General features: G+C 41.4%; 10 protein-coding genes and 1 pseudogene. 3 read left to right on the top strand and 8 right to left on the bottom strand.

Annotated elements, in window-relative coordinates:
* Nucleotides 1-46 precede the first annotated feature (46 nt).
* From nusB to gatC, 8 genes and pseudogenes are all read right to left on the bottom strand, one after another.
* Nucleotides 47-472: a transcription antitermination factor NusB gene (nusB, locus tag HMPREF2701_RS05035; RefSeq protein ID WP_061590538.1), complete on the bottom strand. Its 426-nt coding sequence runs from the start codon at nucleotides 470-472 to the stop codon at nucleotides 47-49.
* The gene (locus HMPREF2701_RS05030) at nucleotides 465-854 is read right to left on the bottom strand and encodes an Asp23/Gls24 family envelope stress response protein (RefSeq protein ID WP_000510575.1); all 390 of its coding nucleotides are present in this window, start codon (nucleotides 852-854) and stop codon (nucleotides 465-467) included. The genes nusB and HMPREF2701_RS05030 overlap by 8 nt, the downstream gene beginning before the upstream one ends.
* Nucleotides 855-875: 21 nt before the next feature.
* On the bottom strand, nucleotides 876-1,436 hold the full coding sequence (gene efp / locus HMPREF2701_RS05025; RefSeq protein WP_000568643.1) for an elongation factor P: 561 nt from the start codon (nucleotides 1,434-1,436) through the stop codon (nucleotides 876-878).
* A gap of 130 nt (nucleotides 1,437-1,566) precedes the next feature.
* Nucleotides 1,567-1,860, bottom strand: a pseudogene (locus HMPREF2701_RS05020) (glutamyl-tRNA amidotransferase); the annotation flags it as partial.
* Between the two features lie 108 nt (nucleotides 1,861-1,968).
* Nucleotides 1,969-2,364 carry a hypothetical protein gene (locus HMPREF2701_RS05015; RefSeq protein WP_061590536.1) on the bottom strand — a complete coding sequence of 132 codons (396 nt, stop codon included), beginning with the start codon at nucleotides 2,362-2,364 and terminating at the stop codon, nucleotides 1,969-1,971.
* A gap of 43 nt (nucleotides 2,365-2,407) precedes the next feature.
* Entirely contained in the window at nucleotides 2,408-3,853 is a 1,446-nt protein-coding gene (gatB, locus tag HMPREF2701_RS05010; protein WP_061590535.1) for an Asp-tRNA(Asn)/Glu-tRNA(Gln) amidotransferase subunit GatB, read from the bottom strand.
* Nucleotides 3,853-5,319 carry an Asp-tRNA(Asn)/Glu-tRNA(Gln) amidotransferase subunit GatA gene (gene gatA / locus HMPREF2701_RS05005; RefSeq protein WP_000143706.1) on the bottom strand — a complete coding sequence of 489 codons (1,467 nt, stop codon included), beginning with the start codon at nucleotides 5,317-5,319 and terminating at the stop codon, nucleotides 3,853-3,855. Before gatA ends, gatB begins: the two co-directional genes overlap by 1 nt.
* On the bottom strand, nucleotides 5,319-5,621 hold the full coding sequence (gatC, locus tag HMPREF2701_RS05000) for an Asp-tRNA(Asn)/Glu-tRNA(Gln) amidotransferase subunit GatC (RefSeq protein WP_061590534.1): 303 nt from the start codon (nucleotides 5,619-5,621) through the stop codon (nucleotides 5,319-5,321). The genes gatA and gatC overlap by 1 nt, the downstream gene beginning before the upstream one ends.
* Before the next feature lie 165 nt (nucleotides 5,622-5,786).
* Between gatC and HMPREF2701_RS04995 the strand changes: the two genes are divergently transcribed.
* From HMPREF2701_RS04995 to HMPREF2701_RS11225, 3 genes are all read left to right on the top strand, one after another.
* Nucleotides 5,787-6,479, top strand: a complete 693-nt coding sequence (locus tag HMPREF2701_RS04995) for a YwaF family protein (RefSeq protein WP_061590533.1) — start codon at nucleotides 5,787-5,789, stop codon at nucleotides 6,477-6,479.
* Between the two features lie 143 nt (nucleotides 6,480-6,622).
* Nucleotides 6,623-8,167 (top strand): peptide chain release factor 3, encoded by a 1,545-nt coding sequence (locus tag HMPREF2701_RS04990; protein ID WP_001025437.1) that lies wholly within the window; start codon nucleotides 6,623-6,625, stop codon nucleotides 8,165-8,167.
* 786 nt (nucleotides 8,168-8,953) lie between these two features.
* A partial coding sequence (locus HMPREF2701_RS11225; RefSeq protein ID WP_186821220.1) for an accessory Sec-dependent serine-rich glycoprotein adhesin occupies nucleotides 8,954-13,083 on the top strand: 4,130 nt, incomplete at its 3' end.

Here is a 13,083-nt window from a genome sequence, read left to right as displayed (position 1 = left end):
AGAGGGGAAAGTCAAAAGGTGCTTGGAAGACCAAACACCTTTTCGATTATTCATTTTCTTCAGTTACAAATTGACTAAGCAGTCCATTGATAAAACGGGCTGATTTTTGATCTGAAAAATTCTTAGCAAGTTCAATAGCTTCATTGACTGCTACCAGCTGAGGTGTATCAAATGATGTGATTTCAAAGATACCTAAGCGTAGTAAGTTTTTTTCGACCAAGGTCAATCGTTCAACTGTCCAGCCTGACTTGAGGTGCTGGTTGATTTGTTTATCCAACTCGTCTTTTTGAGCTTGAACGCCAGAAACCAAGTTCAGAAGAAAGGCAGGGATTTGCACATCTGCATCTTCACGGTCATGCGTGTAGGCAAAGTGGCAAGCTGTTTCCACATCTGTTCCGAATTCAAGGCTTATAAGAGCTTGAAAAGCGCATTTACGAAGTTCACGTCTAGATTCTAATAATGGACTAGTCATTGAGGAAGTCCTCGTTAAATAGATCTTTCAACTCAGGTTTTGGTGTTTTATCTGGAACGATTCCTGCAACATGGATGTTGACAGCAGCAAGTTCCACATCAGCCATATCTCGGACAGCATCTTTGACCGCTTTTTGAATAGCAAGAGCAACTTTTGGTACTTTTACACCGTACTCAAGATAGAGATAAATGTCAGCAGTTAGTTCTTCGTTGCTTTCTTTTAAGTAGACGCCACGACCAAGAGAGAGTTTTGATAGGGTATCAGATACGGATTTATTTGAAAATGAGTGGACACCATCAACTTTAGCAGTTGCGATGGCAATGATTTTTTCAAGTACACGTGGAGCGATAACGATTTCGCCAAATTGTTCTTCAATTCCCATAGAATGACCTCTTTCTAGAGATTAGGCACGAGAAACGTAAGTTCCTTCTGCAGTGTTGATGATCAATTTTTGTCCAGCTTCGATGAAGTCAGGAACGTTGACAACAAGTCCAGTTTCCATAGTCGCTGGTTTACCAGAACCTGTAACAGTAGCACCTTTGATAGATGGTTGTGTTTCAGCGACTGTCAATTCAACAGTAGTTGGTACAGTTACACCGATTACTTCAGTTCCGTAGAATTGAATTTTTACATCAGAGTTTTCAAGGATGTAAAGCAATTCATTTTCAACATTTACGACTGGGATTTCGTATTGGTCGTAAGTTTCAGTGTTCATGAAGTAGGCAGTTTCATCCATTTTGTACAAGTATTGAGCTGGAACAGTTTCGATAATAGCTTGTTCGAATTTTTCTTCTGGACGGTAGCTTGTGTCAAATGTAGAACCAGTACGGACATCACGCAATTTCATACGCATGATCGTGTTCCCTTTACCTGGTTTGTGGTGGCTAGCTTCCAAAACGCGGATTAATTTTCCGTCTGCAGTTTCAAATGTCATACCAGCTTTCAATTTGCTTGCTTCAATCATGTTTTTACCTCTTTAATAAATATTATTACTCTTCATTTTACCATAAAATCTTCCGGAAATAAAGCCAAAATAGTTAATGGGAGATGGTAGGAGAGAAAAAACCAACCTCAGGGCTGGTTTCTTTTACGTGTTAATCTTCTTTCAACTTGGCTAATTCTGGAGCAAGAAATTTAAGGGCAACTTGTGGGTTGGCTTGGCCTTTAGTTGCTTTCATAAGGAAGCCTGTGAAGGCCTTGTCTGCGTTGCGTTTGCCTGACTTGAAGTCGGCAACAGCAGCTTCGTTATCGGCAAAGACTTGGTGGATAATTGGAATCAAGACAGCTGGATATGAAATTTGGACCATACCTGCTTTTTCAACGTATTCATGCGCGCCACCGCCATTTTTAGCCAGGTGGACAAAGACTTTCTTGGTCGTAGCTGAGCTCTTCAAGAAGGATATGGGATTGAGGCTATTGAAAAGGTAGATCTCTTAATTTGAATGATTATTAAACTATATTATAACCTTTAAAAATCATCTAAGATATACTAGGCGTTATTTACTAGCATTTAGCTTCTTTATGGAATGGCGCTCAATGAGCCATCCTACAATCCATCCTATTGCTAGCAAGTAATTTTCAAAAGCACCGATAGCATTTACAGGAGAATGAGACTCCATAAAATTGACTAAGTGATTTGTTCCTATTCCAATCCCACCGAAGATGAGAGCGAGAAGCACGATTCGTAGATAGAACCAATCGTACTTAATATTGACACCGAGAATAAGAATCAATACAGCTAGGTTCCCTATTCCAATTTCTCGTTGCCAACCAGCAGAGATTCCGTACCCGGAGTGACTTCCCATGTATGATGGAAAGAAAATTTGTAGTATAGAAGCGCCTAGCATAGCGATGATGACTAAAACAAATAGCAATCGTAAAAATTTGTTCATTTTTTCTTCTTTCTAAAATAGAAAAAGGTATATAAAAAGTTTGTTATTCATCTTCTTTCAACTTCGCTAATTCCTGGGCAAGGAGTTTAAGGGCCACTTGTGGGTTGGCTTGGCCTTTGGTTGCTTTCATCAGGAATCCTGTAAAGGCTTTGTCTGCATTCCGTTTGCCTGACTTGAAGTCGGCAACTGCGGCTTCGTTATCGGCAAAGACTTGGTGGATAATTGGAATCAAGACAGCTGGATCTGAGATTTGAACCATACCTGCTTTTTCCACGTATTCACGCGCGCCACCGCCATTTTTAGCTAGGTGGACAAAGACTTTCTTGGCAATCTTAGAAGAAATCGTGCCGTCTTCGATGATGGCAATCATTTCAACCAAGTTTTCTGGTGTCAATTCGATTTGTTCCAGTGTCTTGCCTTCAGAGTTTAAGAACTGAGCGACTTCGCCTTGGAGCCAGTTAGAGACTTGCTTGGCATCACCACCGAGAGCAACAGCTTTTTCAAAGAAGTCAGAAGTGACTTTATTTGCAGTCAACTGGCTAGCATCGTAGTCTGACAAGCCAAGGTCAGATACATAACGCGCACGGCGTTCTTTTGGAAACTCTGGCAACTCAGTACGCATTTCCTCAATCCACTCGTCTGAGATTTCAAAGAGAGGTAGGTCTGGTTCTGGGAAGTAGCGGTAGTCTGCAGCACCTTCCTTGACACGCATGAGGATAGTTGCTTTGTTAGCCTCATCGTAACGACGTGTTTCCTGACGGATTTGACCACCTGAGCGTAGGATTTCAGCTTGACGTTGGACTTCGTATTCAAGACCTTTGCGAACGTTTGAGAAGGAATTGAGGTTTTTCAACTCAGTCTTGGTACCGAATTTTTCTTGACCATAAGGGCGAAGGGAGATATTGGCATCCACACGCATAGAACCTTCTTCCATCTTAACATCAGAAATACCAGCATACTGGATAACTTCCTTGAGGGCAGTTAGGTAAGCGTAGGCTTCTTCAGGAGAACGCATGTCAGCTTCAGATACAATCTCAATCAATGGCACCCCTTGGCGGTTGAGGTCAACATAAGAGTAGCCGTCTGTACCGTGGGTGTTTTTACCAGCGTCTTCTTCTAGGTGGGCACGTTCAATACCGATTTTCTTAGTTGTACCGTCTTCTAGCTCGACTTCAATCCAGCCGTTGTAACCGATTGGCTCATCAAACTGAGAAATTTGGTAGGCTTTAGGATTATCAGGGTAGAAGTAGTTCTTGCGGTCAAAGTGCATCTTTTTGTGGATGTCCATGTTGAGGGCAAGAGCAGCCTTGATACCGGCATCGACAACACCTTTGTTGAGAACCGGAAGTACTCCTGGGAAAGACCAGTCAATCACGTTAGTGTTGGCATTTTGGTCATTTCCAAAGTGGGCAGAAGTAGGTGAGAAGATTTTTGAATTGGTGTTGAGCTCTACGTGGACTTCAAGTCCAATGACTGTTTCAAAGTTCATTAGTTATCACCTCCAAAAATCACGGGTTGTTGTTTGTGGTAGTCTGTTGTTGCTTCAAAAGCAGCAGCAGCTTGGTAAATGGTTTCCTCAGAGTACTTAGGACCAATCAATTGTAGACCGACAGGTAGACCTTGAGAGAATCCAGCTGGAATCGAGATTCCTGGTAGACCAGCTAAGTTGACTGGGATGGTCAAGAGGTCAGCTAAGTACATGGCAACTGGGTCGTGGTTAAGTGAGTCCAAGTCATAAGCAACACTTGGTGCAGTTGGTCCCAAAATCAAGTCGTAATCCGCGAAGACTTTTTCGAAATCTTGGATGATGAGGGTACGGACCTGACCAGCTTTCTTGTAGTAAGCATCGTAGTAACCTGATGAAAGGCTGAAAGTACCTAGCATGATACGGCGTTTAACCTCTTCACCGAAACCTTGGCTACGGCTGTTTACATAGATTTCATCAAGGTTAGTCGCATCCTCTGCGCGGTAGCCGTAACGGATACCGTCAAAGCGTTGCAAGTTTGATGAAGCTTCAGATGAAGCGATAATGTAGTAAACTGCAACACCGTATTTTGAGTGAGGAAGGCTAACTTCTTCGACGATGGCACCGAGTTTCTCGAAGTGTTTAGCGGCATTCAGAATGGTTTCCTTAACCTCTGGGTCAATTCCTTCACCAAGGTATTCCTTAGGTAAAGCAATTTTCATGCCCTTGATGTCTTGACCGATTTTTGAAGTAAAGTCGGCAATGCGGACAGGAGCAGAAGTAGAGTCTTTGGCATCTTCGCTGGCAATCGCATTGAGCAAGAGGGCGTTTTCCTTAACAGTAGGAGCAAAAGGTCCAATCTGGTCTAATGAGCTACCAAAGGCAATGAGACCGAAACGTGAAACTGTTCCGTAGGTTGGTTTGAGACCAACAATCCCGTTGAAGGCAGCAGGTTGGCGGATAGAACCACCAGTATCAGAACCAAGTGACAAGCGGACTTGTCCTGAAGCTACGGCTGCGGCAGAACCACTTGATGAACCACCAGGAACCTTGCTGTGGTCCCAAGCATTTTTAGTGGCACCGTAGTGGGAAGTCTCACCTGAACCACCCATGGCAAATTCGTCCATGTTGGTCTTTCCGACAACAATCATGCCTTTAGCCTTTGCATTGGCAACGGCTGTCGCATCAAAAATTGGCTCGTAGTTATAGAGCATTTTTGAGGCAGCAGTTGTGAGAATGCCGTCTGTAGAGATGTTATCCTTAACTGCAAGTGGAATTCCTGAAAGGACATTATCAGCGTCAATTCCAGCTTCATCAATGGCTTTGGCTTGAGCAAGTGCTTGCTCTTCAGCTATGGTAACAAAAGCGTTGATAGCTGTCTCGCGAGACTTGATATCTTCAAGTGTAGCTTGGGTTAATTCAGTTGCAGAAATTTCCTTAGAGACAAGGAGATTGTGCAAGTCTTCAATGGTTTTATTGTTAAAAGTCATTAGGCATCTCCTCCATCGTCTAGGATAGCTGGTACCTTGATATAGTAGTTGTCTTTTTCAGGTACGTTTTTAAACAAGCGATCGCGGTCTGTTCCTTCTTCGGCCATATCAGGGCGGAGTACAGTCTTGCGGTCAGCCATGGTTGTAGTAGGTGCGACACCAGTTGTGTCAACTTCGCCCAGCAATTCAACCATGTCAACAATCTTAGATAAGGTTGTCGCAAAGGCAGCAGTTTCTTCTTCAGAGAATTTTAATTTTGAAAGATTGGCAACGTGTGTTACCTCTTCTTGCGTAATTTTCATCTTGCATCCTTTCGTGAAATGATGATTTTGAGTCTGTTCTATTTTACCATATTTTCCTATAAATAAGGGAGCCAAACTGAAAAGAAATAGAAATTGAAAAATCGTTTTGAATTCGCTATAATAGTTAAACTAGAAAAAAGAAAAAATAAGAGTTAGGATAGAAACATGTTCCATCAATTTATCACCAGAACTCAGACAGTCCCTCCTCCCATTTCACTTTTTTGGTATGGGGTTATGATGCTGGTCTTAATGCTTTGTATTTATGGGGCACTTGCTTATCACAAAAATCCGAAATTTGTATACTTGTTTAAGGGGATTCAGATCCTCCAGTTGCTAGCACTCTATAGTTGGTATGTTGGTTTTGGGATTCCCTTTTCTAATAGTCTCCCATTTTATCATTGCCGTTTAGCTATGTTTGCTGTGGTTTTCTTGCCTGATAAATGGAAAAGCAAGCAGTACTTTGCCCTCTTAGGAGCAAGTGGAGCTGTCTTTGCACTGGTTTACCCAGTTTTTGACCCCTATGACTTCCCCCATATTACCAGTTTTTCATTTTTGATTGGGCACTATGCCCTTCTAGTGAATTCCTTGGTCTACTTGATGAATCACTATGACAAGAGCCTACTCAAGAAATATATGATTGTAGTCTATACCTTTATCCTCAATCTCTTTCTAGTTGGGGTTAATCAGGTGACAGGGGGAAATTATGGTCTCTTAAATAAGACACCTTTTATTCCTGATGCCCCCCTGTGGCTAAAGTACCTACTTGTGTCCGTCATCCTTTCACTGACTCTGGTTCTTTTTGATATCTTGTTCAAAAAACGGTGGAAAAAGAGAAACCAGGTGAAATCAGTGCTCTAGCTAACTTTTTTCGTCGGATGAGCAATTGAAAAACTACTCAAAATCCGATATAATGGGGTGTTGAAAGGAATGGGAAAATCCAATGTAGAAATCATTCTTAGCTATTGAAACAAGAAAAATAGAGAATCAAAGAAAGAGAACTTATGAATATTCAAGAAGAAATTAAGAAACGTCGTACTTTTGCCATCATCTCCCACCCGGACGCGGGGAAAACAACCATCACCGAGCAGTTACTCTACTTTGGGGGCGAGATTCGTGAGGCTGGTACCGTAAAAGGAAAGAAAACAGGGACTTTTGCCAAGTCTGACTGGATGGATATCGAGAAGCAACGTGGGATTTCGGTGACTTCATCTGTTATGCAGTTTGACTACGATGGCAAACGCGTGAATATCCTCGACACACCAGGGCATGAGGACTTTTCGGAAGATACTTATCGGACCTTGATGGCGGTGGATGCTGCGGTCATGGTTGTGGACTCTGCCAAGGGTATCGAGGCCCAAACTAAGAAATTGTTTGAAGTTGTCAAACACCGTGGTATTCCCGTCTTTACCTTTATGAACAAGCTGGACCGTGACGGTCGTGAGCCTTTGGATCTCTTGCAAGAATTGGAAGAAGTCTTAGGTATTGCGAGTTACCCGATGAACTGGCCAATCGGGATGGGGAAAGCCTTTGAAGGGCTCTATGACCTCTATAACCAACGCTTGGAGCTCTATAAAGGGGATGAACGTTTTGCCAGTCTTGAAGATGGGGACAAGCTTTTTGGTAGCAATCCTTTCTACGAGCAAGTCAAGGATGACATTGAACTTTTAAATGAAGCTGGGAATGAGTTTTCAGAGGAAGCAATCCTTGCTGGAGAATTGACACCTGTCTTCTTCGGCTCAGCCCTTACTAACTTTGGTGTGCAGACCTTCCTTGAGACCTTCCTCAAGTTTGCTCCAGAACCACATGGTCACAAGAAAACAGATGGTGAAATTGTGGATCCTTATGACAAGGATTTCTCAGGATTTGTCTTTAAAATCCAAGCCAACATGGACCCTCGACACCGTGACCGTATTGCTTTTGTTCGTATCGTTTCGGGTGAGTTTGAGCGCGGGATGAGTGTCAATCTGCCTCGTACTGGTAAGGGGGCTAAATTGTCTAATGTTACCCAGTTTATGGCGGAAAGTCGTGAGAATGTGACCAATGCCGTGGCGGGTGATATCATCGGGGTTTATGATACAGGTACTTATCAGGTTGGGGATACATTGACTGTTGGCAAAAACAAGTTTGAATTTGAACCACTGCCAACTTTTACACCTGAAATTTTCATGAAAGTTTCCGCTAAGAATGTCATGAAGCAAAAATCCTTCCACAAGGGAATTGAGCAATTGGTGCAAGAAGGAGCCATTCAGCTTTATAAGAATTACCAAACAGGCGAGTATATGCTGGGTGCTGTTGGTCAACTCCAGTTTGAAGTCTTTAAACACCGCATGGAAGGCGAGTACAATGCAGAAGTGGTTATGAGCCCGATGGGTAAAAAGACCGTTCGTTGGATCAAGCCTGAGGACTTGGATGAACGCATGTCATCAAGTCGCAATATCTTGGCCAAAGACCGTTTTGACCAACCAGTCTTTCTCTTTGAAAATGACTTTGCCCTCCGTTGGTTTGCGGATAAGTATCCAGATGTAGAGTTGGAAGAGAAGATGTAAATCGTTACAAATGACTAGCAACATAAAGTTGCTGTCATTTGACGGTAACCGCTATGGCGGTCTACCTAAACTCTTCACTAGGAAAAATCCACGAATATTATCGATTCGAGGATTTTTCCGTCGTAATGATAAGGAAGCGAACTAGCTAACTGCCTTACTAACTACGTTTGACAAATGAAATCGATTTGCCAAACTCCGTGTCGTAGTGTAACAATCGGTTTACCTAAATGCTTTACTAGGAAAAATCCACGAATGGTATCGATTCGTGGGCTTTTCTGTCGTAACGGGGAGATGATGGCCTAGCTAACTAGAAAAAACATCAATAGAATGCCCATGATTATAATCTAATTGTGGGCATTTTTGATAGGAGTTACAGGGAGAATCGAGTTGATTCGAAGCAATTTTTTATGAAAATCTATTGTCACAAGATGTACTTCGATAGTATTTTTTGCATTACATTATGAATTTATCAATGAAACATGAATAGTCAAGTTTTTATATTTTGTTTATATAATATGTTGAAAATCCGAACGTTATATACTTTTTACTACTAAAATAAATTTAGCTATATATATTTTAAAAAGTTATTTGAGGCTTTTTATACAAAGGTATTAGATGTTGTTAGAGAACTTATAAATGGTTCGATATTTCAAAATATTTGAATGGTAATATTATATAAAAATATATCAAATTTCTTGACAAGCGTTTGCATTTAAAGTATACTTTAAAGGTATGATTAAAATAGGTTGGATTGTCCACTTTTGGTATGTAGGGAAAGGGTAAAACATGTTTTTTAGACGTCAAAAAGGTGAGTACAGAGAAACCGATCGAGTGACGCGGTATAAGTTAATCAAATCAGGAAAACATTGGTTGCGCGCTTCAACCTCTCTTTTTGGTTTGTTCAAGGTCTTGCGTGGTGGTGTAGATACGACGCAAGTCATGACTGAAGTAGTAGAGGATAAAGTAAATCCTTCTATTTCAGGTTTGGATATTATCAAGGGGCTTGCTGCCACAGGGGCTGTTTTAGGTGGTAGTGTTGCTACTCAAACAAAAGTGTTTGCAAATGAAACAGTAGCCGTGGAAAAAACGCTGGAAAATCCAGATCTTTTGGTTACAAATGATACAGTAGTTTTGGGTACGACATCTCTAAGTAACTCGGAAAATTCTGCTAGCTTGTCTACTTCTATAAGCGAAAGCGCTTCGATTTCAGAATCAGCTTCTACTAGCACCTCGGCTAGTACTTCAGCCAGCACCTCAGCAAGTGCTTCCGCTAGTACGTCAGTTAGTGCCTCAGCTAGCACATCATCTTCAGCCAGCGCTAGTGCTTCAGATTCTGCAAGTATGTCAACTAGTTTGAGTCAATCTGCTAGCCAAACAAGTAGCGTGTCAACAACTGTAGGAGCTTCTTCAGAAAAAACTGTATCTGAAATTCAAGATGAGAAGAAAGCATCGACTCAAAGTGAATCAAAGGTTGACAAGATTGATTCATCAATTTTGAAGCCTGCTACTATTGAGTCAAACACTGTTAAAACAAATTCAGATACAACAAGTTTAGTGGGAGCGACAGCTGCAACCTTGTCATCTGTAGAAGCCTCTGTAAAGAAAAATGAAGAAAATCGTAAGAAGTTAACCAAGCTTTCAGCTGAAATGGGTGAATACTTAGCGAAGGCTGCTGGTTTACCAAATACTGATTCTGCAATTACTAAGGTAAATGCAGCAGTGACAGCTATTGAAAAAGCTTTAGCAGATCCAACGAGTGACTGGACAGAGGTGGTGAAAAAAGCTACCTTGGCTCGTAATTCTATTGTCAATGCTGTTTTAAGAGCGCAATCAGGAGCGCGTGATGCCCGTAATGGCCAAACTATGTTACGCGATGCTTCTCTAAGAGCAAGTTGGGCTCCTCAGCAGGGCGATAGTCGCATGACAGTTAGTGAGCCTGTAGGTAGCTTTGATAAGGCGACTGGCATTGCAACATTTACGATAAATGTTCAGGCTAATAGTGCTTTGAGCAATGTAGGTGTTAAAATAGATGTCGGCCGAGGAGGCCATGTCCAAAGTGCAACATTTAACGGCTACTCTATGGACAAAACCTTTACTCAGGGTTCCGAAATTGTTTATAATTACAGACATGGACAAAATAGAAACTTAAACGGTACGATTGTAGTCAAAGTTAAATACGATAACAATGTATCGAATGGTACTGCTAATATGCAGGTTCAGGTTAGCTCGGCACCTATCGGGCAAAATACTCAAGGGAATGCTTCTAGGGTTCTATCGGCAAGTGTTCCAACAGGGTATACTGCATCAAAACCGACGCCAAAACCTTCTGTAAGTAAATCAGGTCCAAATATTGAAATAAAAAAAGGTACTCATTTCGATGTCTATAATGATGATAGTATTGATCTCGAAGTTTCTATACTAAAAAATGGAACTAGAATTCATTCATATGGATCAAGAGGTGGAGACCCTATTCCTGGCGTTACTTATGATGGTCCTCTGATGGGACAAGCGATAAATAGACTGAATCCAAACTATAATCCTAATGATCCAAGAAATAAAAATCCATTTCTCAATCAGCCTCGGGAATATGAAAATATTGGCAGTCATATACATGGAACTGTAGGTAACGGTGATGCATCTGCTACAGTAGGAAAAACCTATACCTATCTTATTGGAGCAGTTGATTGGGGTAATAAATCATCTGAAGCAACTGTTACCTACACCATCAAAGGATTCAACGAGCGTCATGATGTTCAGAGTGGAGATGTTGTTCAAGTTAAGGACTTGGAGCATTTAACGCCGCAAGAAATTGGAGAAGTTTATAATAACTTCATTAATAATGCAGCCAATAAACGTGATTTACTATCTAATCAAGATCTCGCTAAGACAGGAGTCCAGCCAAATGTGACTTCAGATGCAAATGGTACCGTTTTAACCTTCTCAGGTACTAGAGCAAAAATTGAAGTCTCAACAAATGGTACGATAACTGTTACCTATCGTGATGGTACCACAAGTACTATCAATGCTGCCTTGGAAAAATACGATCCAATTGCTAAAGTACCGAAAGTCTATACCTATATTGGAGAACAGGCGAGCGACTTGGGAGATGCGAGTAACTTTATCCAACGTGCTAACGGTAAAGCATTCCCAAATGGAACAAGAATTACTTGGAAACCAGGGTCAGAAATTAATACTGCTGAGACAGGGTCTAAACAAGCAGTTGCCCACATCGAATATCCTAATGGCGGAAGCGAAGATGTTACTGTAGATTATGAAGTTCTAGCGACAATTAAGCCTAAAGGTCCAGTAAATGATATTCAAGGAACAGCTCCTCATAAGGGAACAGTTTGGCATAATTATGTTGATAAAGAGGGAACGGCTGGATATCCAAGTGGTGCAAGCCAAGCTTGGAGTAAAGATGGTCAAGTAGTTTCTAGCTCGCCTATCAATACAAATGAGACAGGAAGAAATACCTACCAAGTGACCTTTACCTATCCGGTAGGTCGTATGGGGGAAAATGACTCTAATAAATTAAGTCATACAGTTAATGTTGTCCATGATGTCTATAAGTTTGAATCAAATCGTTCTTATACTTTCACACAGAATAAAACAGATGATCCAGCTTATAAACAAGCAGTGGCAAATCCTAAAGAAGCGGTTACAAAAGTATCTGGAAGCCCAGAGTTTAATGCAGCAAACACTAATTACAAATGGGTCAATGGTGCACCGTCACTCACTGAGGTAGGAACCTTTACTAAGGAAGTAGAAGTAGAACTACCTGCAGATTCAACAGGGGTCAGAGTTAAACAGAATGTCCCCGTTACTGTGAAAGTAAAGCCACAAGCCCCTGAAATTGCAGCTGATTCAGTGAATGAAAAAGGTGGTTTGCCAAATCGTTCGATTGTTGTAACGAATGTGACACCTGGAGCTCTTGTAACCTTGACTTTAGCAGGCTATACGTTCGAGAAAAAAGCGAAGGACAACGAATCAAGCGTTACCTTTGAACCTGCTGATCTGAAAAAAGCATACGACGGCAATAATGGACTCTTACCTACAGGAAATGTAACGGTTAAACAAGAGAAAGTTGTAAGGACTCCTGCTGGAGGAACAGAGACCCTTACTTCTGCCACAACTACTAAGACCATTACTAAAGAAAATGTAGCTCCAAATCCTGAATTTGAAATCTATGTCAAGAATGATAAGACTAAAAAATGGGAAAAGCTTTCTCCGAAAAATAATGTCCGTCCTGGCACGAGTGGATACGAGATTTTTGCCGGAGATGAAGTTAAAGTTGTCTTGAAGGGTTCAGATAATAGTGGCAAACTTAGAGATTTGAAACTTTATGATGGTATTTCAGATAAAGATAGAATATTCCAAAAAGGATATTCTTCGAATGATGATGCGCCAGGATTTAAGAATACACCAACGAATGCTCCTGCTACTTTAGAGTATACAGCTTCTTATAATGCTAATCAGAAATATGATGATAAAAATAAATGGAATCTCGGAACCAAAGTTGTAGACTTGTCTGATAACGAAGCACGCACTCCGACAGTAGTAGTTGCTCAAGGTAAATTGAATGTAAGATTCCCTGGTGTGAAGCCGTCAAGAGTCTTCCAAGTTAAACATCCAAACGCTCTGGATCAGCGTGAGAAAGATGAAATCTTGGCAGCTGTGAAAACAGCAAATCCAGAGACTGCAAATCGTATCAGTAGTTATTCTATTGCAGAAAATGGAACGGTGACCATCACTTATAAAGATGGAACGGTGAATACGGTAACGCCAGATATATCTGACTCTGATTACCGTGCATCAGTGTCTGCGTCGACAAGTGCAAGTCAAAGTGCCTCAGCATCGGCTTCAACAAGTGCGGTAGCCTCAGCTTCAGCATCGACTAGCGCAGTGGCTTCAGCTTC

Origin of the sequence: Streptococcus sp. HMSC077D04, from assembly GCF_001808785.1 — a bacterium.
Classification (GTDB): Bacteria; Bacillota; Bacilli; order Lactobacillales; family Streptococcaceae; genus Streptococcus; species Streptococcus mitis_BX.
The sequence above is the reverse complement of the archived record's forward strand: the minus strand, read 5'-3'. Positions and strand labels throughout refer to the sequence as shown.

Coding starts and splice junctions, on each gene's coding strand:
- gatA (WP_000143706.1), bottom strand. CDS start 5,319: ATGACTTTTAACAATAAAACCATTGAAGACTTGCACAATCTCCTTGTC.
- HMPREF2701_RS04990 (WP_001025437.1), top strand. CDS start 6,623: ATGAATATTCAAGAAGAAATTAAGAAACGTCGTACTTTTGCCATCATC.
- efp (WP_000568643.1), bottom strand. CDS start 1,436: ATGATTGAAGCAAGCAAATTGAAAGCTGGTATGACATTTGAAACTGCA.
- HMPREF2701_RS05030 (WP_000510575.1), bottom strand. CDS start 854: ATGGGAATTGAAGAACAATTTGGCGAAATCGTTATCGCTCCACGTGTA.
- gatB (WP_061590535.1), bottom strand. CDS start 3,853: ATGAACTTTGAAACAGTCATTGGACTTGAAGTCCACGTAGAGCTCAAC.
- gatC (WP_061590534.1), bottom strand. CDS start 5,621: ATGAAAATTACGCAAGAAGAGGTAACACACGTTGCCAATCTTTCAAAA.
- nusB (WP_061590538.1), bottom strand. CDS start 472: ATGACTAGTCCATTATTAGAATCTAGACGTGAACTTCGTAAATGCGCT.
- HMPREF2701_RS04995 (WP_061590533.1), top strand. CDS start 5,787: ATGTTCCATCAATTTATCACCAGAACTCAGACAGTCCCTCCTCCCATT.
- HMPREF2701_RS05015 (WP_061590536.1), bottom strand. CDS start 2,364: ATGAACAAATTTTTACGATTGCTATTTGTTTTAGTCATCATCGCTATG.